Annotated in this window: 13 protein-coding genes; 8 read left to right on the top strand and 5 right to left on the bottom strand. The window is 51.1% G+C overall.

Going from position 1 to position 22,566, the window contains the following annotated elements; all coding sequences use genetic code 11:
- Positions 1-2: 2 nt before the first annotated feature.
- From sucA to sdhC, 5 genes are all read right to left on the bottom strand, one after another.
- Complete coding sequence (sucA, locus tag K0I31_RS08580) at positions 3-2,825, bottom strand: 2-oxoglutarate dehydrogenase E1 component (RefSeq protein WP_220080546.1); 2,823 nt, start codon at positions 2,823-2,825, stop codon at positions 3-5.
- A gap of 215 nt (positions 2,826-3,040) precedes the next feature.
- On the bottom strand, positions 3,041-3,748 hold the full coding sequence (locus K0I31_RS08575) for a succinate dehydrogenase iron-sulfur subunit (protein WP_011865453.1): 708 nt from the start codon (positions 3,746-3,748) through the stop codon (positions 3,041-3,043).
- A gap of 10 nt (positions 3,749-3,758) precedes the next feature.
- Complete coding sequence (sdhA, locus tag K0I31_RS08570) at positions 3,759-5,525, bottom strand: succinate dehydrogenase flavoprotein subunit (protein ID WP_011865452.1); 1,767 nt, start codon at positions 5,523-5,525, stop codon at positions 3,759-3,761.
- On the bottom strand, positions 5,526-5,873 hold the full coding sequence (sdhD, locus tag K0I31_RS08565) for a succinate dehydrogenase, hydrophobic membrane anchor protein (RefSeq protein WP_011865451.1): 348 nt from the start codon (positions 5,871-5,873) through the stop codon (positions 5,526-5,528).
- Positions 5,867-6,262, bottom strand: coding sequence for a succinate dehydrogenase cytochrome b556 subunit (gene sdhC / locus K0I31_RS08560; protein WP_220044954.1), 396 nt, complete (start codon positions 6,260-6,262; stop codon positions 5,867-5,869). Before sdhC ends, sdhD begins: the two co-directional genes overlap by 7 nt.
- Before the next feature lie 412 nt (positions 6,263-6,674).
- On the opposite strand from sdhC, the gene K0I31_RS08555 reads away from it, so the two are divergent.
- The 8 genes from K0I31_RS08555 (at position 6,675) to K0I31_RS08520 (ending at position 22,508) form a co-directional block, all read left to right on the top strand.
- The gene (locus tag K0I31_RS08555; protein ID WP_220080545.1) at positions 6,675-7,961 is read left to right on the top strand and encodes a citrate synthase; all 1,287 of its coding nucleotides are present in this window, start codon (positions 6,675-6,677) and stop codon (positions 7,959-7,961) included.
- Between the two features lie 692 nt (positions 7,962-8,653).
- A complete protein-coding gene (locus K0I31_RS08550; RefSeq protein ID WP_220080544.1) occupies positions 8,654-9,718 on the top strand; it encodes an efflux RND transporter periplasmic adaptor subunit in 1,065 nt (354 codons plus the stop codon).
- A 14-nt stretch (positions 9,719-9,732) separates the two neighbouring features.
- The gene (locus K0I31_RS08545; RefSeq protein ID WP_220080543.1) at positions 9,733-12,981 is read left to right on the top strand and encodes an efflux RND transporter permease subunit; all 3,249 of its coding nucleotides are present in this window, start codon (positions 9,733-9,735) and stop codon (positions 12,979-12,981) included.
- Positions 12,978-16,025 (top strand): efflux RND transporter permease subunit, encoded by a 3,048-nt coding sequence (locus tag K0I31_RS08540; RefSeq protein ID WP_220080542.1) that lies wholly within the window; start codon positions 12,978-12,980, stop codon positions 16,023-16,025. Before K0I31_RS08545 ends, K0I31_RS08540 begins: the two co-directional genes overlap by 4 nt.
- Positions 16,026-16,136: 111 nt before the next feature.
- A complete protein-coding gene (locus tag K0I31_RS08535) occupies positions 16,137-17,015 on the top strand; it encodes an MBL fold metallo-hydrolase (protein WP_220080541.1) in 879 nt (292 codons plus the stop codon).
- A gap of 476 nt (positions 17,016-17,491) precedes the next feature.
- Entirely contained in the window at positions 17,492-18,862 is a 1,371-nt protein-coding gene (locus K0I31_RS08530) for a sigma-54 dependent transcriptional regulator (protein WP_220080540.1), read from the top strand.
- Positions 18,863-18,895: 33 nt separating this feature from the next.
- A complete protein-coding gene (locus K0I31_RS08525; protein ID WP_220080539.1) occupies positions 18,896-19,684 on the top strand; it encodes a DsbA family protein in 789 nt (262 codons plus the stop codon).
- A gap of 535 nt (positions 19,685-20,219) precedes the next feature.
- Entirely contained in the window at positions 20,220-22,508 is a 2,289-nt protein-coding gene (locus K0I31_RS08520; protein ID WP_220080538.1) for a hypothetical protein, read from the top strand.
- Positions 22,509-22,566: the final 58 nt, after the last annotated feature.

Raw genomic sequence — 22,566 nt, 5'->3', positions numbered from 1 at the left:
TACTACAGTTTTAATGCGCTATTGATTAAAGATTCTTGCTGCTGGGTGTGCAGGGCCGGATAACCACATGCTGGCGCGGCCGAGGCTTCACGACCCGCATAGGTTAATTGAGCACCGGCAGGAATGGCTGCCCAGAAGTGGTGCTGGCTGCAATACCAAGCGCCCTGGTTCTGAGGTTCTTCCTGACACCAAACGAAATCTTTAACGTGCTGATACTGGGCGAGGATCTGTGCCATATCTTCGTGTGGGAACGGGTACAGTTGTTCTACACGGATCAGAGCAACATTGTCCAGGTTCTCTTTACGACGCTTCTCGAGCAGTTCGAAGTAAACCTTACCGCTACAGAAGACCACGCGATCGACCTTGCTGCTATCGAGCTCGTCGATCTCCGCAATCACATTCTGGAAGGTGCCTTCGGCCAGCTCTTCCAGGCTAGACACCGCCAGCGGATGACGCAGCAGTGACTTAGGTGACATCACCACCAGAGGACGACGCATAGGACGCACTACCTGACGGCGTAGCATGTGGTAAACCTGTGCCGGTGTCGATGGGACACACACCTGCATGTTGTGGTTAGCACAAAGCTGCAGGAAACGCTCCAGACGTGCACTCGAGTGCTCTGGGCCCTGACCTTCGTAGCCATGTGGCAACAGCATGGTCAAGCCACACAGACGACCCCACTTCTGCTCGCCAGAAGAGAGGAACTGATCGATCACTACCTGGGCACAGTTAGCGAAGTCACCGAACTGAGCTTCCCAAATAGTCAGGCCACCCGGCTCAGCCGTGGCATAACCGTATTCGAACGCCAGTACTGAGGCTTCAGACAATACCGAGTCAGAGATATCGATAGGGCCTTGCATGTCAGACAGGTGACGCAGTGGCAGATAAGCTGTCGCATCATTTTGGTTGTGCAACACGGCGTGACGGTGGAAGAAGGTACCACGGCCAGAGTCTTGACCTGTGATACGCACGCGCTTGTTGTCATCCAAAATCGAGGCGTAGGCGAGTGTTTCGGCAAAGCCCCAGTCCAGCAGCTTGTCACCCGCGGCCATGGCCACTCGGTCTTTGTAGATCTTAGCAACACGCGACTGTAGCTTGTGGCTCTCTGGCACGTAGCTGATCTTATCAGCCAACGCCTTAACCCGGGCTAGCGGCAACTCGGCAGGATAAGCCTCGTCCCACTCGCGGTTTAGATAAGGTGTCCAGTCAACTGTGTGCAGCGTCATTGGACGCCACTCTTTAACTACGCAATCGCCTTTGTCCAGTGCGTCGCGGTAGTCGTTGATCATAGCCGTCACATCATCTGCACCTAGGGTCTGCTCTTCGATCAGACGGTCGGCATAGATCTTACGTGGCGTTGGATGCTTCTTGATCTTGGCATACATCAGCGGCTGAGTTGCACTCGGCTCGTCGGCCTCGTTGTGGCCGTGACGACGATAACAGACCAGATCAATCACTACGTCACGCTTAAACTCGTTACGGTAATCAACCGCCAGCTGAGCAACGAAGGCGACCGATTCTGGGTCGTCTGCGTTCACGTGGAAGATAGGCGCCTGTACCATCTTGGCGATATCGGTACAGTACTCGGTTGAACGGGTATCTTCAGTCAGGTTAGTGGTAAAGCCCACCTGGTTGTTAACCACGATACGGATACTGCCGCCCACCTTGAAGGCGCGGGTCTGAGACATGTTAAATGTCTCTTGTACTATGCCCTGACCTGCGATGGCGCTGTCACCATGTACAGTGATTGGCATCACCTGAAGACCCGTCTTACAACCGCGGCGGTCCAGACGTGCTCTTACCGAGCCCATGACCACAGGGTTAACGATCTCAAGGTGTGATGGGTTAAACGCCAGTGCCAGGTGAACGTTGCCGCCCGGTGTTTCGAAATCTGATGAGAAACCTTGGTGATACTTAACGTCACCCGAGCCGTTGAGCTCATCGCTGTGCTTACCGGCAAACTCGTCGAAGAGTTCTGATGGCTTCTTACCTAAGATGTTAACCAGCAGGTTTAGACGACCACGGTGAGCCATGCCCACGACAATCTCTTTAGTACCCGCTTCACCGCCACGGTAGATGATTTCACGCATCATAGGGACGAGCGCGTCACCACCTTCCAGCGAGAAACGTTTTGCGCCGGGGAACTTGGCGCCGAGATATTTCTCCATACCTTCGGCGGCGTTCAGGCCCTCGAGGATACGTGTCTTGGTGTTCTTATCGTAATTCGCTCTACCTAATGATGGCTCCAAGCGTTGTTGGATCCAACGCTTCTCATCGGTATCTGTGATGTGCATGTATTCCGCGCCGATAGCAGCACAATAGGTTGCTTTCAGTGCTTTAACCAGATCACCCAGCTTCATGGTGTCGCCACCGTGAGCAAATGAACCTGTGTTGAATTCACGCTCCATATCTTCGCCGGTTAAGCCGTGGAAGGCCGGGTCCAATTCAGAGACGGTATCGCGCTTCCATAGCCCGAGGGGATCCAGATTCGCATTCTGGTGGCCGCGGAAACGGTAGGCGTTGATCAACTGAAGAACTTTAACCTGTTTGGCATCGACTTCTGGATCTGTCACACGAGCAGCGCTCTTGTGACGACCGTCTAGCGCCAAACTACGGAAATATTCACGTACTTTAGAGTGGGCAGCTTCGGGCACATCTGCTGTTGCACCGTTGGCATATGGGAGGTTATCAAACACCGCTCGCCAGTCGTCTGATACTGACTGAGGGTCCTCTTGATAGGCTTCATACATCTCTTCTACATAGGTCGAATTAGCCCCGTTTAAATGAGACGATTCGAGCCAGGCTTTCATGATGCCTTGGTGCATTTCTATTCCTTTCAAACTTTATACACGTGTTTTTAGCCAAAGTATTGAAAATGCAATCCAGTCAAATGTACTGCAATTGCAAAATATCTGCCGCCCCTAGAGTCCAGATTTCACGGCATGTGTAGTTCCATTACATAAAAGAGCCACTTCTCACATAGAAGAAGTGACTCTCAAAAGAGCTATATAATTATTAAAATCAGCTCAGTGTGTTGCATTTAGACAGCTCGCTTAAGCAGCATAGACTTGATGTGTCCAATTGCTTTAGTCGGGTTGAGTCCTTTAGGACAAACGTCAACACAGTTCATGATGCCATGGCAACGGAATACGCTGTAAGCATCGTCGAGCTCAGACAGACGCTCTTCGGTGGCAGTGTCGCGGCTATCGATAAGGAAACGATAGGCGTGCAACAGGCCGCTTGGACCGATGAACTTGTCTGGGTTCCACCAGAATGATGGACAAGCCGTTGAACAACACGCACACATGATACACTCATACAGACCGTCCAGGTGCGCACGCTCTTCTGGCGATTGCAGATGTTCACGGGCCGGTGTCTTGTCGTCGTTGATCAGGTAAGGCTTGATCTTCTCGTACTGCTTGTAGAACTGAGTCAGGTCAACAATCAGGTCACGAACCACAGGCATACCCGGCAGTGGACGTATCTCCAACTTCTTACCCTTGAAGGTAGAAATTGGTGTGATACAGGCCAGACCGTTCTTGCCGTTCATGTTTACGCCATCACTACCACAAACACCTTCACGGCATGAGCGACGGAACGCCAGCGTTGGGTCTTGTACCTTCAGCTGCATCAGGACATCCAGCACCATCATATCGGTACCGTCAGCCACTTCTAGCGTGTAATCCTTCATGTAAGGCTTAGTGTCTACTTCAGGATTATAGCGATAAATAGCAATCTTCAAATTCATCTTATCTTCCTTAGTAGGTACGCTTGATCGGCGGGAAGGCTTCACGAAGCTTAGGCTCCATGTTTACCGCACGCTTGGTCATCTGTTCGGTCTGAGGATCGAACAAGCTATGACACAACCAGTTCTCATCATCACGCTCGAGGAAGTCTTCACGTGAATGCGCACCACGACTCTCTTGACGGAAGTTCGCCGCATAAGCAGTCGCAATCGCTGTCGCCATCAGGTTATCAAGCTCTAGACACTCGATACGCTGAGTGTTGAACTCTCTTGAATTGTCAGACAGCTTAGCATTAGCCAGACGCTCACGAATCGCCTTAAGCTCTTCAAGACCTTCTGCCATCGCCTCACCGGTACGGAATACCGAGAAGTTAAGCTGCATACAAAGCTGAAGATCTTTACGGATCTGCGCAGGATCTTCACCGTCTTTGTTGCTTTCCCAACGATTTAGACGCTCAAGAGACTTAGCAATCTCATCGGCGCTCGCTTCTTTAGGATCGGCAGTCTCATCCAACGCCTTACCCAGGTGCTGACCCGCTGCGCGTCCAAAGACCACGAGGTCGAGTAGTGAGTTACCACCCAGGCGGTTTGCACCGTGTACCGATACACAGGCAATCTCACCCACGGCAAACAGACCTACGACATCGCTTTCGCTGCCATCTTCGTTCTTACGGATCACCTGACCGCTCACCTTAGCAGGCAGACCACCCATCATGTAGTGACAAGTTGGCAGTACAGGGATTGGGCCATCGGCTGGATCGATATGCGCGAAGGTACGAGACAGTTCACAAACGCCTGGTAGGCGTGCTTCAAGCGTCTCTTTACCTAAGTGATCGAGTTTCAGTAGACAGTGAGGACCTAGTGGACCGTCGAGGCCACGACCTTCACGGATCTCAGTCATCATAGAACGTGCTACCACGTCACGAGAGGCCAGGTCTTTCGCGTTTGGCGCATAACGCTCCATGAAGCGCTCGCCGTCTTTGTTCAGCAGGTATCCGCCTTCACCACGACAACCTTCGGTGACCAGTACACCCGCGCCGGCGATACCGGTTGGGTGGAACTGCCACATCTCCATGTCTTGCATCTGCACGCCAGCGCGCATTGCCATGCCGACACCGTCACCTGTGTTGATGTGAGCGTTAGTAGTAGAGGCGTAGATACGACCCGCACCACCGGTAGCCAGAATGGTGGCCTTAGACTTGAAGTAAACGATTTCGCCGGTTTCGATTTCGATTGCAGTACAACCTACGATGGCACCGTCTTCGTTCTTAACCAGGTCAAGTGCATACCACTCAGAGAAGACTTCAGTCTTATGCTTAACGTTCTGCTGGTATAGACAGTGCAGCAGGGCGTGACCGGTACGGTCTGCCGCCGCAGCAGTACGTGCCGCCTGCTCGCCACCGAAGTTCTTCGATTGGCCGCCGAAAGGACGCTGATAGATCTTACCGTTATCGAAACGAGAGAATGGCAGACCCATGTGCTCGAGTTCGATAATGGCTTCTGGACCGGTTTGACACATAAATTCGATAGCGTCTTGGTCACCGATAAAATCGGAACCCTTAACGGTATCGTACATGTGCTGTTCCCAATGGTCTTCATGGGCGTTACCTAGGGCAACGGTAATACCACCCTGGGCAGAAACGGTATGAGAACGCGTTGGGAATACTTTAGATAACAGCGCGCAGCTCTTACCTTCTTTAGAAATCTGTAGTGCAGCTCGCATACCCGCGCCACCGGCGCCAATTACGACTGCATCAAACTCACGTACTGGAATACTCACTTAAACACCCCACACAATAACAATGCCAGCAGCCAGGTAAGAAAGCGCTGCTACGACGAAGACGAATTGGAGTACGCCACGAACGGCTACCGGCTTAACATAGTCGGTAAGCACCTGCCAGATACCGATCCAGGCATGAACCAGGATGGCGACCAGGGCAAGAAGCGTAAACACTTTCATCGGCAAAGCACTGAACAAACCGTGCCATACGTCATAAGTGAGAGGCGCACTAGCGGCGATGAATCCTACTAAGAAAATGGTGTAACAAGTAAGGATCACGGCACTAGCACGAAGAAGAATAAAATCATGAACGCCACTGCGTCCAAGACTCGCTGCATTTGTTACCATACCCAAATCCCCGCAATGATTGACCATGCCGCTGCAATAACGAAGGCGGCTTTCGCTGAAGCGTTACCCGATTCCAACTCTTCCCAACGACCGGTATCCATGATCAGGTGGCGTACGCCAACAATCAGGTGATAACCAAGCGCGGTCAGAATTCCCCAGACAACAAACTTAACGATAAAGGTATCAAATAGAGATTGAATGCCTGCGAAACTCTCAGCAGATGCGAGTGACTCACTCAACAACCAGATAAGAATGCCGACGGCAAACAGCATGATGACACCGGAGACACGGTGTAGGATTGACGCAATCGCTGTTGCAGGAAAGCGAATGGTCTGCAGATCTAGATGGACAGGTCTTTGCTTTTTCACGTTCTGCTCACTCTGCTCCATTGAGCATTATTTTTGTTATTGAACCTCTTTCGAACGAAATTTGACCAGCAAGCAAACTTACCACCTCCTCTCGCCTCAAAAGGAAAGTTGAAACAAACAGTTAACTAATTCAAAAATCACTAAATAAGTATGTAAATAATGGTCTACGAATTGGTTTGTTTGTAGCTCTTTCGAGCCGAAGCAAGTATACGCCCCACAAATGTCAAATACAAACATCACATTATGCAAATTTTGTTTTTTTGGTAAAAAAATCTGCCAAGTTGCTGTATTGACGGGCACTTACGTTAAATTAAGACCATGGTCTAACGAATTTAAACACTTATTTAAATTGAAATGTGATCTAGATTCACTGTAAAGTATTGGCGTTTGACAAAGCCGCACTCACATAAGAATGAAGTAAGGAGAACGGGGTATGGCTGATAATATAGCCAAATTGGAACTACCAGGGAACGATTCGATTGACCTGCCTATTAAGAAAGGAACGGCGGGATTTGATGTTATCGACATCAGCAAACTCGGTAGCAAAGGTCATTTTACATTTGACCCAGGATTCCTAGCGACAGCATCCTGCGAATCAGCTATCACTTACATTGATGGCGCCCAAGGTATACTTTTACACCGTGGTTACGCGATCGACGAACTTGCCGTCGACTCAGACTATTTAGATCTTTGTTATCTACTGCTTTACGGTGAGTTACCTAGCAAGGCTCAATACGACAAATTTGTTTACACGGTTAAGACCCACACTATGGTTAACGAGCAACTGGCTTCGTTCTTCCGTGGTTTCCGCCGTGACGCACACCCGATGGCCATGCTATGTGGCGTAACTGGTGCACTGTCTGCATTCTACCAAGACTCTCTCGATGTAAACGACGAACACCACCGCGAAATTGCGGCGTTCCGTTTAGTCTCTAAGATGCCGACTATCGCCGCTATGTGTTACAAGTATTCAATTGGTCAACCATTTGTTTACCCACGTAACGACCTAAGCTATGCGGGCAATTTCCTAAGCATGATGTTTGCCGTTCCTTGTGAAGAGTACAAGGTTAACCCAATCATCGAACGCGCTATGGACCGTATCTTTATCCTGCACGCAGACCATGAGCAAAACGCCTCTACCTCTACTGTGCGTCTAGCCGGCTCATCGGGTGCTAACCCATTTGCGTGTATTGCAGCGGGTATCGCCTCACTATGGGGCCCTGCACACGGTGGCGCAAACGAAGCGTGTCTGAACATGCTGGAAGAGATCGGCACCGTCGATCGCATTCCTGAGTTCATCGCTCGTGCGAAAGACAAAGAAGATCCATTCCGTCTGATGGGCTTCGGTCACCGCGTTTACAAGAACTTCGACCCTCGCGCCAAGGTTATGCGCGAAACCTGTCACGAAGTCCTTGCCGAGCTTAAGGTCAATGACCCGCTGCTCGACGTGGCGATGGAACTTGAGCGTATCGCACTGGAAGATGAGTACTTCGTATCGAAGAAACTCTATCCAAACGTCGATTTCTACTCAGGCATCATCATGAAGGCTATCGGCATTCCAACAAGCATGTTCACCGTACTGTTCGCCCTGGCGCGTACCGTGGGTTGGATTGCACACTGGAAAGAGATGTTGGACCAGCCTGGTCACAAGATCAGCCGTCCACGCCAGCTCTACACAGGCTCACCAGAACGCGACTTCGTCAAACTGGACAAGCGTTAATCGCAGCCTAGTCTTAAAAAGCACCCTTCGGGGTGCTTTTTTTATGCCTCTCTTCTGATAGCTTTGCTTTAATCGCTCTTCTTTAATCGCTCTTCTTTAATAGCTCTTCTTTAATAGCTCTTTTGGTCGCACTCTTTTAGCGTCTCAGTTTATGGCAAGGCTTTATGCCTAAGCTTTTCCGTGAGCCTTTTACATGCACCTTTTACATGCACCTTTACATGAGTAGTTATAGAGGAGCTTTTTTATTTGGATGTTGGTATCTGCGCCTTCACCGCAATGGGTTCAAGATTTAAAGCGATTGACTCCCTTTACCTTCCACACCTTTCCTCTTTAAGCCCTTTTCTTTCTGCCCTTTCCTTTCAGCCCTCCCCGCTCAGTCCTTTTCCTCTCAGCTTTTCACTTCTAAGCCCTTTTCCATTAAGTAACCAACCTGACATCCAGGCAAGCTAAGCTGCCCCATGCAGCAGAGATACATTTTGTATCAAATCCAATTTGCACTGACCTTGGCAATGGGTCTTAACTGTTAATTAGTCAAAAGCATCACATGTTAAACATTTTCGCTACAAACCAGTTAACAAACTCACCATGCCCTAACTGATTTTAGCATAAACCATTGATAAACAACTGTTTAACATTTTGGCACACCTTGTGCTTACTAAGGCTAATTGGATAAATAACATAGGTATCTTCACATGGAATCTTTTTCAAAGTTTAAGTTGGCACTTCCCCTACTATTTGTTGCCGTACTCAGTGCATGTGGTAATGAGGAAACAAAGAAAGAAGAAGAAAAGTACGCCGTTCCCGTCGAAACCACGACAGTCATACAAGGTGACGTCTCCTCTTTTTATAGCACTACCGCAACTCTGGAAGCTCCTCAGGAAGCCGACGTTGTTAGCCGCATCGCCGGTCTTATCGAGTCCATTAAGGTCGAAGAAGGGGATCGCGTCTCTAAAGGGCAACTGCTGGCAGTCATAGATGCTAAGCGCCAGCGCTACGATCTGGCTCGCTCACAGGCCGAAGTGGAGATCATCGAGCAGGAGCTCAACCGTTTGAAGAAGATGAGCAATAAAGAGTTCATCAGCGCCGATTCCATGGCCAAACTCGAATACAACCTACAGGCCGCCATCGCCAAGCGCGATTTAGCCGCCCTACAGGTACAAGAAAGCATGGTTCGCTCCCCTATCGATGGCGTGGTGGCCAAGCGTTATGTGAAGGCCGGTAACATGGCCAAAGAGTTTGAGCAGCTTTTCTATGTGGTTAATCAAGATGAACTGTACGGCATAGTCCATCTGCCAGAGGCGCAGCTGCAGAGCCTGCGTCTAGGCCAGGAGGCCGAGCTGTATGCCAACAAGCACACCAAGGATACCATTCATGCCAAAGTGCTGCGTGTCAGCCCCATAGTGGATCCCCAAAGCGGTACCTTTAAGGTCACACTTTCGGTGCCTAACCAGAATGCCCAGCTTAAGGCGGGTATGTTTACCCGGGTTGAGCTTAGATACGACACCCACAGCAATGTAATAACCGTTCCCTATAACGCCGTGGTCAATCAGGACAATCAGTACGCCCTGTATGTGATCCAAGGTGACAATGCCCTGCGCCGCGAAGTTGCGCTAGGCTATCGCGAGGCCGATACCGTAGAGGTGGTCTCAGGCCTGGAACCCGGCGAACAAATAGTGATCCGCGGACAACAAAATCTGAAAGATCAATCCTTAGTTGAAGTGATCAGCCAATTAGACGTTGCTCGCGCACAACAATAACGGGAACTTAGCTTATGTCGATAATTAATACTTCCGTTAAACGGCCGGTATCCGTGTGGATGTTTATGCTGGCGGTGATCCTCTTTGGCATGGTGGGTTTTTCGCGCCTGGCGGTGAAACTCCTGCCGGATCTCAGCTACCCGACCATCACCATACGTACCCAATATGAAGGCGCTGCGCCGGTCGAGGTGGAGCAGCTTGTCTCTAAGCCTATCGAAGAGGCCGCCGGTATCGTTAAGGGGCTGCGTAAGATAAGCTCCATCTCCCGCTCTGGCATGTCTGATGTGGTGCTCGAATTCGAATGGGGCACAGACATGGACATGGCGAGCCTGGAGGTGAGGGAAAAGCTAGACACCATAGAGCTGCCTCTGGATGTGAAGAAACCGCTGTTGCTGCGCTTTAACCCTAATCTGGATCCCATAGTACGTCTGGCCCTCTCCCTGCCCGACGCCGATGCCCAATCGCTCAAGCAGATGCGCACCTTTGCCGAGGAGGAGCTCAAGCGTCAGCTGGAATCCCTTAGCGGCGTCGCGGCCGTCAGGCTCTCCGGTGGTCTGGAGCAAGAGGTGCATATTCAGCTTAACCAGGAGAAGCTGACTCAGCTAAATCTAAACGCCGACAAGATCCGCGAGCGTATCGCCGCCGAAAACATCAACCTCTCTGCCGGTAAGGTGGTACAGGGCGAGAAAGAGTATCTGGTGCGTACCCTCAATCAGTTCAACTCCCTGGATGAGCTGGGTCAGATCATCGTCTATCGCGACAACCAGACCCTGGTGCGTCTGTTCGAGGTGGCCGATATCATCGACAGCCATAAGGAACGTAACGACATCACCCGCATCGGCTCTGCCGAGTCTATCGAGCTGGCCATCTATAAAGAAGGCGATGCCAACACGGTTGCCGTGGCCCGTAAAGTCACCGCTAAACTTAACGACCTCAAGAAGCTAAACGAGAAGGCTGACCTTAAGGTTATCTACGATCAATCAGAGTTTATCGAGAGCGCGGTCAGCGAGGTCACCTCGGCGGCGCTGATCGGTAGCTTACTCTCCATGCTGGTGATCTACCTGTTCCTCAGGGATATAGTGCCTACCCTGATCATCTCCATCTCGATTCCGTTTTCGGTGATCGCCACCTTTAACATGATGTATTTTGCCGACATCAGCCTCAACATCATGTCACTGGGCGGTATCGCCCTGGCGGTGGGGCTCCTGGTAGACAATGCCATCGTGGTGCTGGAAAACATCGACCGCTGTCGCAAGCTGGGAATGAACAAGCTCGACGCCGCCGTGACTGGCACCAAAGAGGTGGCCGGCGCTATCTTCGCCTCTACCATGACCACCCTGGCGGTATTCGTGCCGCTGGTGTTTGTCGATGGTGTGGCTGGTGCCCTGTTCTCGGATCAGGCGCTGACGGTCACCTTCGCCCTATTGGCCTCGCTATTGGTCGCGCTGACCACCATCCCTATGCTGGCCTCGCGCGAAGGTTTCAAGGCCCTGCCACACCTGGTGCAGAAACGTGAGAAGCCTGTGCTCGACACTAAGATGGCCAAGGTGAAGCATTACGGTGCCACCGTCTGCTCCTTCCCCTTCGTGCTGCTGTTTAGCTATCTGCCGTCGCTGCTGCTAACCCTGGCCTTGATGCTGAGCCGCGCGTTTTCATGGCTTGCAGGCCTGATCATGCGCCCCATCAGCCTGGCATTTAACTGGTTCTATCACCTGTTAGAAGGTGTTTATCACAGGCTGCTGCGTCAGGCGCTTAAGTTTACCTGGGTGACACTGGCTATCGCACTCACCCTCACCTTAGGCACCATGAGCCTGATCCCAAGACTCGGCATGGAGCTGATCCCGCCGATGAATCAGGGCGAGTTCTATGTAGAAGTCCTGCTGCCACCGGGCACAGAAGTCAGTGAGACAGACAGAGTGTTACAGAAACTGGCCTTGTCTATCAAAGATAGGGAAGATGTAAAACATGCCTACAGCCAAGCCGGTAGCGGCGGTCTGATGACCTCAGATACCTCGCGCGGCGGCGAAAACTGGGGCCGTCTGCAGGTGGTGCTTGCCGATCATCAGGCCTTTAACGCTGTCACCCATGTGCTGCGCACCACTGCCATGCGCATCCCAGAACTAGAGGCCAAGATCCAACATCCAGAGCTGTTTAGCTTCAAGACCCCGCTTGAGATAGAAGTGATAGGCTATGACTTAACTCAGCTCAAGCAGACCGCCGATAACCTCATCAGCGCGCTGTCTGACTCAGATCGCTTTGCCGACCTCAACACCAGCCTGCGTGACGGTCAGCCAGAGCTGAGCATCCGTTTCGATCACGCTCGCCTTGCCGCCTTAGGCATGGACGCGCCAACCGTGGCGAATCGTATCGCCCAGCGCATCGGCGGCACAGTCGCCAGCCAATATACGGTGCGCGATAGAAAGATCGACATCTTGGTGCGCAGCGAACTCGAGGAGCGCGACCAGATAAGCGACATCGATTCGATGATCATCAACCCCAACAGCAACCAGCCTATCCCGCTGAGCGCCGTTGCCGATGTCTCCTTGAATCTGGGCCCTTCTGCCATCAACCGTATCAGCCAGCAGCGCGTTGCCATCGTCTCGGCCAACCTCGCCTATGGTGATCTCAACGATGCCGTGATCGAGGCGAGAAGCATCATAGATCATCAAAATCTGCCTAGCTCGATTCAGGTGCGCTTCGGCGGCCAGAACGAAGAGATGGAACACTCCTTCCAGTCACTTCAGATCGCCCTGGTATTGGCCGTCTTCCTGGTATATCTGGTGATGGCTAGCCAGTTCGAGTCGCTGGTACACCCGCTGCTCATCCTGATCGCCGTGCCCATGGCAGTTGGCGGTAGCATCTTCGGCTTGTTCATCACCCAGACTCACCTGAGCGTGGTGGTGTTCATCGGCCTCATCATGCTGGCGGGTATCGTAGTAAACAACGCCATCGTCCTGGTGGATCGCATCAACCAGCTGCGTGGGCAGGGTATGGCTAAACTGACGGCTATCGAAGAAGCCGCCAAGTCTCGCCTGCGCCCCATCGTCATGACCACCATGACCACAGCTCTGGGTCTGGCGCCTATGGCACTGGGTTTAGGCGATGGCAGCGAGGTACGTGCCCCCATGGCGATCACTGTTATCTTCGGCTTGTCACTTGCCACGCTACTGACGCTTGTGGTGATCCCAGCGCTCTACGCCCTGTTCGATCGCAAGGCGTTTGACGCACCAGCCGAAGTCGTCCAAGAGGGAGAGTCAGTATGAATATCACTCGATTAGCCCTAACGAGACCCGTTACCACCAGCATGTTCTTCGTGGCCATACTCCTCTTTGGTCTGGCCTCGAGTCGCCTGCTGCCGCTGGAGATGTTTCCCGGCATCGAGATGCCCCAGGTGATGATTGAAGTCCCCTACAAGGGTTCAACCCCTGCCGAGGTGGAGCGTGAGATCACCAATGTATTGGAAGAGTCTCTCGCCACCATGGGCGGGATTGAGGAGCTGAGATCGCGCTCATCACAAAATGGCGCCGAAATTGAACTCAGGATGAAGTGGGGCGAAAACGTCTCCACCAAGAGCCTGGAAGCCAGGGAAAAGGTGGATGCGGTTCGCCACCTACTACCTAAGGATGTAGAGCGAGTCTTCATCCGCCAGTTCTCCACCGCCGACATGCCTGTGCTGACCATACGCATCTCGAGCGAGCGAGAGCTGTCAGGCGCTTTCGATCTGCTGGACAAGCAGCTGAAGAAGCCGCTGGAGCGTGTCGAAGGGGTGTCTCAGGTGAGCCTCTATGGTGTCGAGCAGAAGCAGATAGAGATAAGAATCGATGCCGACAAGCTCAGCGCCACCGGCATCAACAGCACCATGTTGCAACAACGACTGGGGCAAGAGAACTTTATCGTCAGCGCCGGAACGCTCAGGGCGAACACCCGTGTGTATCAGGTGTCGCCAAAGGGTGAGTTTCGCGATCTCGACGATATCGCCGCCCTGGTATTGATCCCAGGTGTCACCCTGGGCGATGTAGCGACCATTCGCTACGCCCTGCCCGAGCGCCTCGATGGTCGTCATCTGGATCAGAAGTACGCGGTCGGTCTGGACGTGTTCAAAGAATCTGGCGCCAACCTGGTGGACGTGTCTGAGCGCGTGCTCAAGGTGATCGAAGCGGCCAAACAGGACCAGCAGTTCAACGGTATCAAGCTGTTTATTATGGAAGATCAGGCCTACGGTGTGAAATCCTCCCTGTCTGATCTACTTGCCGCCGGCCTGATAGGCGCCCTGCTCTCATTTGCCGTGCTCTATCTCTTCCTGCGCAACCTAAAGATGACACTGGTGGTGGTCTCCTCTGTGCCCATCTCTCTGTGTATGACGCTGGCTGGCATGTATTTCTTGGGCTACAGCCTAAATATTCTCTCTATGATGGGACTATTACTGGCGGTCGGCATGCTGATCGACAACGCCGTGGTGGTCAGTGAGAGCGTGCTACAGGAGAAGCAACACCAGGGCACGGCAACCACCTCCCAGGCAGTGCTCACAGGCGTCAACAAGGTTGCCCTAGCGGTGCTGGCCGGCACTCTGACCACGGCCATTGTGTTCTTACCAAACATCTTCGGGGTCAAGGTAGAGCTGACCATCTTCCTGGAGCATGTGGCCATCGCCATCTGTATCTCGCTGGCGGCCTCGCTCTTGGTCGCTAAGACGCTGATCCCTTTGATGTTAACTAAGCTGCATTTCGAGATTGAGACCAATCCCAAGCAGAGCAAGCTCGAGTCTTTCTACGAGCGTAGCCTGGCGTGGATCTTACACAGACCTAAGCGTTCAGGGCTGATTGCCGTGGTGATCCTTGCTTCGACAGCACTGCCCCTGAGCATGGTGCAACAAGATCAAAATGACGGAGAAGGTAACAATCGCCTCTACATCAACTACCAGGTAGAGGGGCGCCACAGCCTGGATGTCACAGAGGCGATGATCAACCGCATGGAAGATTACCTCTACGCTAATAAAGAAGCCTTCTATATCGACTCTGTCTACAGCTACTTCTCGGCCGACAGAGGCCAGTCGACCCTGCTGCTACAGGAAGATGCCGACATAGATATCAAGGCACTAAAGCGCAAGATCCGTGAAGGCTTCCCGAAGTTCTCCATCGCCAAGCCGCAATTTGGCTGGGGGAACGACAACAACGGCATTCGCGTCACCCTCACGGGACGTTCCACCAGCGAACTGATCACCATCAGTGAACAGGTGGTGCCTATGCTGGCCAAGATAGACGGGCTCATCGATGTGCGCTCAGAACTTAACAGCACACAGCAAGAGGTGATCATTGAGCTTGACCGCACCATGGCCGCTAGACTGGACTTGAGCCTGAGCGAGCTTGCCCGCAGCGTGTCAATGGCTCTTAGGGGTTCGCCGCTGCGCTCATTCAGACACGACCCAAGTGGTGAGTTGCGTATCGAGCTGGCTTACGACAAACAGTGGCGCGAATCGCTCGAAAGGCTAAAAGAGCTGCCTATCGTGCGTCAGGGTAATCGCGTCTACACCTTGCAGAGCCTGGCCGAGATCTCGATTCGTCCACGATTCGATACAATTCGCCACTATGATCGTCAAACCGCGCTCTCAATCGGCGCCAACCTGGATGAGATGACCACGGAAGAGGCCCAAAAGGCCATCAAACAGGTGATGGATGCGGTGCAATTTCCTGCGGGCTATGGCTACTCGCTACGAGGTGGTTTCCAGCGTCAGGATGAAGATCAGGCCATCATGGCGACCAATATGATCTTGGCCATCGCCATGATCTACATCGTCATGGCCGCCCTGTTCGAATCGCTACTGCTGCCAACGGCTATTATCACCTCGATCCTCTTCTCCATCACAGGGGTGTTCTGGGCGCTGCTGCTGACCGGCACCAGCATGTCCATCATGGCCATGATTGGGATACTGATCTTGATGGGGATTGTGGTGAATAACGGCATAGTCTTGGTTGATCAGATCAACCAGAAGACGCCGGAGCTGGATCGCCTCTCTGCCACCATCAAGGCAGTGTGTATCACCCGTCTGCGCCCGGTACTCATGACAGTAGGCACAACGGTACTAGGCCTGATACCACTGGCTATGGGCGACACCCAGATTGGTGGCGGCGGACCACCCTATTCACCCATGGCGATCGCCATCATCGGCGGCTTGAGCTTCTCGACGCTGACCAGCCTCTATCTGGTACCGCTCTGCTATCAAGCCCTGTATCGCATGCGCCATCAGGCAGCTATCAAGCTGGGTAACGCCGACAGGTTCACCCGCCGCATAATGCCCTGGGCTCACTAAGCCCGATAGGAAAGGCGCACAAATCAGACAAACTAAAAAAGGCTGCTTCTTGCAGCCTTTTTATTATGCAACTATATAAATTGATTCGATAAGAGAGAAAAAGGTCTTCCAATGAACAACATCTTACGCTTTGCACTGACAAGCCTGCTCATCGGCAGTTATGGCATCAGCATCAATAGCCTGGCCGACGAAGATAAGTTTGCCAAGGTCGAAATAGTGGCCACCAAACTTTCAGAACATGTTTATATGCTAACCGGCGCCGGCGGCAACATAGGCGTATCGGCGGGAGAAGATGGCCTGCTGATCATCGACGATCAGTTTGCCCCACTGGCAGACAAGATTAGCGCGGCGCTGGCCGACATCCAGGCGGGCAAACCTAAATATATCGTCAACACCCACTACCATGGCGATCATACCGGCGGCAACGGCATCTTTGGCCAAACCGGCACCATCTTCGCCCACGATAATGTACTTAAACGCTTGGCCAGTAACCAAGACTTCACTAAACAGGCCTTGCCCAGCATCACCTATGACCAGGGGATCAATATCCACTTCAATGGCGACACGCTCTCACTCGTGCACCTGGGCTCTGGTCATACAGATGGTGATAGTGTGATCTTCTGGAGTGACGCGCCTGTGGTACATATGGGGGATCTCTTCTTTAAAGACAGATTTCCCTATATCGATCTTAAAGGAGGTGGCTCGGTGCTTGGCTATCGCGACAGCGTCGCCACCATCTTGGCCAAGGTCGATGACAATACCAAAATCATTCCGGGACACGGCGAACTGGCCAACAAGCAAGATCTGGTCAAGTTCAAGCAGATGTTAGACACCTCTATCGACTGGATGAACACCCAGCTCAAATCGGGCAAGTCGCTCGATGCCATCAAGCAGCAAGGCTTACCGGAAGACTTACAGGGCTGGGGATGGAAATTTATCTCTCAGGAGACCTGGATAGAAACCCTCTATAACGGCCTTAAGAGTCAATAATCATCCCAAATATCAATGCTGCTAACAGAGAACGAGTAGCAGCGATAAGGCTATCTAAAAATATATTGACCTATAGATGAATAAGGCGCGGTTTAAGGACTGCGCCTTTTCCTTCCTAAGCCGTCTTCACCTACTGACCATTTTCAATCTTACTTTCACTTATCGCTAAGGCGAGTGCTCAGCAAAATCCCCCATCAAAACAGAGATAAACTCAAACCAAGCGGAAACACATATTTGCCAAAAAAGCACCTTAAAACAGGCACACAGGAGAGCTATGACTAAACAGGCCAAAACACAGCTTAGCAATATAGGTAAAACCCAGGAACAACGGGCGATTGCAGTGCTAATGACCACACATAAAAAGAATCACAATTAGATACACTATCAACTTGCGTTAATACCAAGCTTTCCTAAAATTTAAGCATCCTGTCTAGCAAATGCATTGGCTGTCTTGGGGCCCCGGCTAAGGATCAAGTGTGAGTAACCGTAAGAGGAACTTAACTCACAAGGAACGTAACATATTGGTATTAAACCTCACGGATGAAGCGTGTCTTACAGATGAACATACCGATACTACACAATGGCATTTCAATCATGCAGGCACCCTTAGTGCGGCATATAAAGCCTTAGAGAGCGCTCCCTGTCAGATCGCCATCGCCATCATAGATCTCCCCCACCAGCAGGTGGTACTGCGCGCCATAGAACTTCTATCCGCGCGTCAACCCGGCTTACTCTGGCTGGCTATCTCCTTAGACAGCCCTAAAAACCTGGGGAACCTTTGCTTCTGCTTTACCGACTATTTCCTGGATTTTCATCACCTTCCCATTGATTGGCAGCGCCTCGATCACACCTTGGGGCACCTCTGTGGCATGGCCCAATTAAATGAGCAATGGAGTAAGGAGAAAACCACGCATCAGCCAAGGTCCTTCTTCTTTGGTGAATCAAGCGTGATGCAGACCCTGCGCGATAATCTCTATAAGATCGCTAAGTCAGATGAAACCGTACTGATAGGCGGCGAAACCGGCACGGGTAAGGGTCTGTGCGCCAACTTGATCCATTCTCTATCGTCTCGCAAAAATGGCCCCTTTATCACGGTGAATTGCGGCGCCCTGCCCCCAACCCTCATTCATTCAGAGTTGTTCGGCCATGAGAAAGGCGCCTTCACCGGCGCAGACAGGCAATACATAGGTCGAATAGAGCGAGCTAACAAGGGCACTCTGTTTTTAGATGAAATAGGCGATCTGTCACTCGAATTACAGATCAATCTGCTGCAGTTTCTTGAAGAGCATTATATCGAACGTATCGGCGGCCAGAAGTCCACCGAGGTGGATTGTCGCATCATCTTCGCCACCCATGTCAATTTGGAAAACGCCGTCGAAGAGGGCAAATTCAGGGAAGATCTATTCTATCGAATCAATATCATACAAATAGAGCTACCCAGCTTAAGAGAACATAAGCAAGATATCCCTCTCTTGGCTCAAGATTACTTAACCAAACTCGCTCCACCCAATCGTCAATTTCAGTTTCACCAGGACGCTTTACATGCCATGACCAACTACCAGTGGCCAGGCAATGTGCGCGAACTTAAAAACCGCATTCAACGCGCCATCATCATGACCGAAAGCGACATCATCACCGAAGCCGACCTCGGCATTAAATTCGCTTGTTCGGCAAACGATGATCCCGATGTGGTCGATCTGGCGCAACACAGAACCGAAATTGATACTGAACTTCTATTGGCCGCCATTAAGCGCAATAACCACAATATCTCGGCGGCGGCCCGTGAACTCAACATCTCACGAACGACTTTCTATCGCCTCATCAAGAAGTGCAAGATAACGCTATAGACAAGGTCAGTGGCACCAAACGAGGATCGACTTATGCCATCAACTCATTCGACAGTGATAGTCTGCCTATCTTTGCTGTTTTTTACTGCTGCCTGTCAGCAAAAAAATGACGACAAGTTAGAGAAGGAGCTCGCCTACCTGAAACAGGAGATGGGCCAATTAAAACAGCAAGTGGCCATTATGGGCAGCCAGGTGAAAGAGATACACACCATTGCCATGAAGAGTCAGGAACCGCAGCATAGAAGCCTACCAACGCAAATAAATCCGGGCGAAGATGGTAAGCTCCCGGCCTTAGGCGAGGCGACGGCGCAGGTCGCCATCATAGAGTTTTCCGATTATCAATGTCCCTACTGCAAACGATACATGGACAACACCTTCACCAAGATCAAAAGCGACTATATCGACACCGGAAAGGTGAAATATATCGCCAGAGACTTCCCCTTAGGTTTTCACCCTAAGGCTAAAAGCGCTGCCATAGCCGCCAACTGTAGCCTGCAACAGGACGCTTATTGGCCCATGCGTGACGCCCTGTTTAAAAACATGAGGCAACTAGGGGACAAACTCTACCAAGATACCGCCACCCAGCTCTCGCTAGACATGACAAAATTCGCTGCCTGCCTGGAAGATCAAGCCATCATGAGCAAGATAGAGCAGGATATCGGCTATGGCTCATCGGTAGGCGTTCGTGGTACGCCAAGCTTCCTCATAGGTAAACTGGAAAACAATCGACTCATAGAGCCCAAGCTAGTGGTTGGTGCACAAAGCTATGACACTTTCAAAGCGGTGATCGACGCCTTAGAAAAACCGACCCAGACCAATTAACTGAACTTACTCGACTAACTCAACTAACTTAACTCTTAATTAACTTAACTAACTCAAATCTGGCGCCGCAACGCCCTTTATAAAGGCATTTATCTAGTATCACTTGGCGGCGCTTTACTTTCCTCACCCAGTACCATTTTTTCAAAAGCACCATAAGCTTGGCCAATCATTAAAATCTCATCTTTAGCAAGCGTCATGTCCAGGTTTCATTTGGACAACGCACAGTGTTACACATATGTAACACCCCAGCTAATCCAATCGCCCCAAAATCAAAGTAATCCACTATTTATCAAAAGCTTATCTTTCTGGCCCAATGCTTGCTCTTATTAGGCCATCGATTTGGACGCTGCACCATGAGGCACTGTTTTATTCGCCATCAATGCAGCCACTAAAAGCGGCATACGCCGAAATAGTAGTAATAACCTAGCAACAACGAATAGGCACTTTGTCGAAATTGAGCCCAATTTCACCGACATAAAGTGATGAACTAACAAGACGTTTTATCCATATTAACTGGTTAATAAAGGTCAATATTATGAAACGATTTAAATGCAACCGGCTTGTCAGGGCGTTGGGCATCGTCCTCATAAGCGGCGCCAGCCTCTATGGCGCTACCATCACGACCGCAAACGCCTCCTTCTTCCCACAAAAGATGGATCAGGCCTGTATGGCTGAGCAAGCGGGCTTTAACCTAAACTGTACCGCTAATGACGTTCGCGTCAGTAAAGTGGACAACATTCGAGATCCAAACGATCCTAATGCCAAGGTCGAATGTAATCTGGGTGACGAAGTCACCTTCATCGCCGATGTGACCATTACCACCACGGCAAACGAACGTTACGATTACTCTGTCTACCTGCCCGAAGGTAACTGGAGTGCTCAAGACGCTAACCCCAACAATGAATGTTCAATCTTACTCGGTCGAACAGATGGTCCAGGGGTGGATCTGGAAGAAGGCCTAGATGCCTGTGCTGACATAAGTAAGGCAGCAGGTTACGACGCAACCCACGTATATGCCGATGAAGAGATCACTCTCTTCTGTCGCGACGATGATAATTCCGGCAAGGCAGAATTTAACTACTGTATGGCCTGGCATAACAAGACTGGCGAAGACTGTAGCGAAGATGATCCTGCAGCGCCCGGTACCCCATCTAAGTGTCGTTGTGATTCATTTGACATAGATGTGTTTATTAAACCTAATGCACCTACCATTACTAAGGAGCTAATGGGAACAGACACGCACACCGAACCAGGTGGCACCTATACCTTTAAACTCAGCTTCGATAACCCTAACGCCTATACTTCACTCTTTATCACAGATCTTTACGATAAAGTAGACGAAGGCGCAAATGGTAGTTATGAAACTACACTCGATCTTTGGAATGGTGTTGGCGCAGCTGGCGCAGCTGATGGTGTATACCTCACCGCCAGTAACTGTAGTCAACCTGCCAACGGCGGTGAGATAGTACCTAGCGGCTCCTACAGCTGTCAGTTCACTGTCACTATCGTCGACAGAGATCTACCTGACGACCAGAGTCCTGAACTGTATAACGACATCATCAAGCTAGCGTTGATAGATAAGAACGACGATCCCGTTGTGGATGGTGGCAGCTGCGCAGCCATAGGCGGCGTCGATGGCGATCACTGTTCTAACGTGCTTCAGGTGAACGTGACTAACCTACCACCTAGCATCACAGTCGATAAATCTGCAGTTCCTGATCAAGTTCCTGAATCAGGCGCTTGGGTGACCTACACAGTTAGAGTCGACAATACTGCTGCAGACTATGACTCACCGCTAACCCTGACCTATCTGAACGATGACAAGTTTGGCGATCTTAATGGTCAAGGTACTTGTGCGACCGGTGGAACCATTGCCTTCGGTGGCTACTATGAATGTAGTTTCGATAAATTCATCAGTGGCACAGGCGCAGGTTCTCATACCAACACCGCAACCGCCAAAGCGGTCGACGATGAAAATACTGAAGCCATGAATGCCGATTCGGCCACCGTGATCATCAATGATATTCCATCTATGATCACGCTGGAGAAAACTGCTAATCCAACCTCTGTGCTGGAAACCGGTGATAATCCAGATATCTACCGCGACGTCGACTTTACCTTCTGGTTCAGCGTTGACGATCAAGTAGGCGGTCAAAATACCGTTGACTCAGTAACCTTTGCCACACTGACAGATGACATATTTGGTGTTCTGACAGGTGACTGTATGGTCGATATGAAGAATGGAGCCCCAATTGCAGATACACCATTAGCTGGCTTCGTGCTTCTACCTGGTGAAAACGCCAGCTGTACTATCACGCTGCAAATTCAAGGTTACCGCACCGATGTCCACACCAACGTGGCCACCATAGATGGTACTGACGAAGATGGCCAAGCTGTGTCTGATTCCGATGATGCCACAGTGACCTTTACACCGGCCGCTCCTGCTGTGGATATGGACTTTGCTGCAACCATGTTAGTCGTCCTAGGCATGCATAATGCTGACGTGAACAACGCCAATCTGACTAAGCTTACTATAGGCATATTAGATGTCTTCGCCGAACCAGATACAGCAGGCTTCAAGATTATCAACGGAGGAGGTATGTACAATGGTACCTCATACGGTGCTTGTGGCTTTAATCACCTCTTCGGCTACACAGGTTCAGGCACTGAGGACTATGAATGTGCCTTTACAATAGAACTCAAACCAGGACTTGAAAATACAGATCCTATCGCCTTCTTAGAAGACGTAGTGGTTGAACTGACAAATAGCCAGAATGACAAGTCTACCGCCGATGTCAGCATCCAGGTAGGTGCAATTGAGTAATAGCGTGAGAGATACTTAACGGTAATACCTCCGCACTAAAAAAGCCAAGGGCGATGCC

It is taken from the genome of Shewanella spartinae (assembly GCF_019457555.1).
Lineage (GTDB): Bacteria > Pseudomonadota > Gammaproteobacteria > Enterobacterales > Shewanellaceae > Shewanella > Shewanella loihica.
The sequence above is the reverse complement of the archived record's forward strand: the minus strand, read 5'-3'. Positions and strand labels throughout refer to the sequence as shown.

Excerpts from the sequence above, each read along its gene's own strand:
- sucA (WP_220080546.1), bottom strand. The coding sequence starts at position 2,825 with ATGCACCAAGGCATCATGAAAGCCTGGCTCGAATCGTCTCATTTAAAC.
- K0I31_RS08575 (WP_011865453.1), bottom strand. The coding sequence starts at position 3,748 with ATGAATTTGAAGATTGCTATTTATCGCTATAATCCTGAAGTAGACACT.
- sdhD (WP_011865451.1), bottom strand. The coding sequence starts at position 5,873 with ATGGTAACAAATGCAGCGAGTCTTGGACGCAGTGGCGTTCATGATTTT.
- sdhC (WP_220044954.1), bottom strand. The coding sequence starts at position 6,262 with ATGGAGCAGAGTGAGCAGAACGTGAAAAAGCAAAGACCTGTCCATCTA.
- K0I31_RS08555 (WP_220080545.1), top strand. The coding sequence starts at position 6,675 with ATGGCTGATAATATAGCCAAATTGGAACTACCAGGGAACGATTCGATT.
- K0I31_RS08550 (WP_220080544.1), top strand. The coding sequence starts at position 8,654 with ATGGAATCTTTTTCAAAGTTTAAGTTGGCACTTCCCCTACTATTTGTT.
- K0I31_RS08545 (WP_220080543.1), top strand. The coding sequence starts at position 9,733 with ATGTCGATAATTAATACTTCCGTTAAACGGCCGGTATCCGTGTGGATG.
- K0I31_RS08540 (WP_220080542.1), top strand. The coding sequence starts at position 12,978 with ATGAATATCACTCGATTAGCCCTAACGAGACCCGTTACCACCAGCATG.
- K0I31_RS08535 (WP_220080541.1), top strand. The coding sequence starts at position 16,137 with ATGAACAACATCTTACGCTTTGCACTGACAAGCCTGCTCATCGGCAGT.
- K0I31_RS08525 (WP_220080539.1), top strand. The coding sequence starts at position 18,896 with ATGCCATCAACTCATTCGACAGTGATAGTCTGCCTATCTTTGCTGTTT.
- K0I31_RS08520 (WP_220080538.1), top strand. The coding sequence starts at position 20,220 with ATGAAACGATTTAAATGCAACCGGCTTGTCAGGGCGTTGGGCATCGTC.